Origin of the sequence: Longimicrobium sp. (assembly GCF_036280135.1) — a bacterium.
Classification (GTDB): Bacteria; Gemmatimonadota; Gemmatimonadetes; order Longimicrobiales; family Longimicrobiaceae; genus Longimicrobium.
In genome coordinates, this window is sequence record NZ_DASURI010000833.1 from 1 (window position 1) to 2,094 (window position 2,094).

The window sequence follows — 2,094 nt, forward strand, 5'->3', positions numbered from 1 at the left end:
TCCACAGCGCGGGCATGAGCTTGCGCCGCGCCAGGTCGCCCGTGCCGCCGAAGATGACGAGCACCAGCGGCTCGGGCCGGCGCACGCGGCCCATGGGCTCGGCCATGGGCGTGCGCAGGGGCGTCTCGCCGATGGGCGGGGCGGACGGGACCTCGGGAAGGGCGCCCTCCGTCATGCGCCGCCCTCCGGCCCGGCCTGCTTGACCGCGTGTCCGCCGAACTGGTTGCGCAGGGCCGCGATGACCTGCGCCCCGTACGACTCGTCCTGGCGCGAGCGGAAGCGCATCTGCAGCGACAGCGTGATGACGGGCGCGGGCACGTCCAGGTCCAGCGCCGTCTGCACGGTCCAGCGCCCCTCGCCGCTGTCCGCCACCCAGCCGCGGATGCGGTCCAGGTCCTGCCCCTCGGCCGCGTAGGCGCGCTCCAGCAGCTCCAGCAGCCACGAGCGCACGACGCTGCCGTGGTTCCACAGGTCCGCGATGGCGCGCAGGTCCAGCCCCATCCCGCTCTTGTGCAGGATCTCGAAGCCTTCCGCGTACGCCTGCAGCAGGCCGTACTCGATGCCGTTGTGCACCATCTTGGTAAAGTGCCCGGCGCCGCTGGGCCCCACGTGCAGGTAGCCGTTCTCGGGCGCCAGCGTGCGGAACACCGGCTCGGCGATGGCCACGGCGTCCACGTCGCCGCCCACCATCAGGCAGTAGCCGTTCTCCAGCCCCCACACGCCGCCGCTGGTGCCCGCGTCGACGAGACGGATGCCGCGGCCCGCCAGCTCCTGTGCGCGCCGCTGCGTGTCGTGATAGTTGCTGTTGCCGCCGTCGATGAGCACGTCGCCCGGCTGCATGCGGTCGGCGACGTCGCGCAGCACCTGCTCCGTGGGCGGCCCCGCGGGCACCATCACCCACACCACGCGCGGCGCCTGCAGCCCGGCGACGAGCGCGTCGAGTGACGTCGCGGCCGTTGCGCCGGCGGCGTCCGCCACGGCGCGCGTGACCGCCTCGTCGCGGTCGTGGACGACGACCTCGTGCCCGCCGCGCGTAAGGCGCTGCGCCATGTTGCCGCCCATCTTGCCCAGCCCCACCATCCCCAGCCGCATCGGTTGCTCTCCAGTCCCGGGTAATCGCGATTCGCCCCCGCCGCCTGCAAGTCCGAAACCTACTTCGAGCGCGCTGGATGAAAAGTGCGTGAGTGCGTGCGGGAAGTGCGTGAGTGCGTTAGTGCGGAGGTGGAGACGCGAGCGAGCGGAGATCGTGCGGTGCGGCCCGGCGTCCAGCCGGAGCCGATTGTCGATGGATCCGGTAAAGGCCATCTCCGAGCCGGAGCGAATGAATTCGCCGCTGGAAGGTCGCGAAGTCCGCCTGCGCGGACTGCCCCAGCACAGGCGGCGCCATGTACACCGGGGGCGGCCTTCGACGGCTTGATCCCGGCCTGTGTGCACAACGGGGGCAGGCGGCTGGACCTGTCGGCGAAGGCCGACATCACGTTGTCAGAGCCGCGAAATCATTCGCCGTGGCTGGGACGTCGCGAGTACCGGGATCCGCAACTGGCACACAGCCGCCGCTACGAACGCGAAATGCCCCGCCCGGACGACGCTTCGCGTCGCCCGGCGGGGCTTCACCTGCTCCGGCAGTCGCCTTCATGCGCGGGGGCGGCTTGGATCGTGCGAATTCGGCTCCGGTGTACGTCAGGCCATCGCCGCTGGGGCAGTCCGCGCAGGCGGACTTCGTGCCTTTCCAGCGGCGAATTCATTCGCTCCGGCTGGACGCCCGGCTCACACCATCCTCACCGTACCGGGCATCGACCCACTTCCGCACTCTCGCACTCTCGCACTCTCGCACTCTCGCACTCTCGCACTTCCGTCAGTTCTCCCGGATGTTCACCGGGCCGTTCGTCGTCACGGCGCGGATGGTGGGGCCGCCGCCGTTGATCTCCGTGTTAATCGTGCCGCCGGGGCCCCAGCGCCGGCCGTCGGCGCGCGCGGGGCGGATGTTGCCCGGCGCGTTGATGGGACCATGCACCGTGCGGCTCTCCAGGCGCGCGCCGTAGCCACGCGGCATGTTCACGGTCACCGGCCCGTTCACCGTCTCCGCGTCCAGCC

Annotated in this window: 2 protein-coding genes and 1 pseudogene; all 3 read right to left on the reverse strand. The window is 71.3% G+C overall.

Annotated features, from left to right (window positions below):
• Nucleotides 1–175: pseudogene (locus VFZ20_RS32840) on the reverse strand (glucose-6-phosphate dehydrogenase); the annotation flags it as partial.
• Nucleotides 172–1,305, reverse strand: a complete 1,134-nt coding sequence (gene gnd, locus VFZ20_RS26965; RefSeq protein ID WP_329687064.1) for a phosphogluconate dehydrogenase (NAD(+)-dependent, decarboxylating) — start codon at nt 1,303–1,305, stop codon at nt 172–174. The pseudogene VFZ20_RS32840 and the gene gnd, both read right to left, overlap by 4 nt.
• A gap of 550 nt (nt 1,306–1,855) precedes the next feature.
• Nucleotides 1,856–2,094, reverse strand: a 239-nt coding sequence (locus tag VFZ20_RS26970; RefSeq protein WP_329687065.1) for a hypothetical protein, incomplete at its 5' end; no start/stop codon positions are given.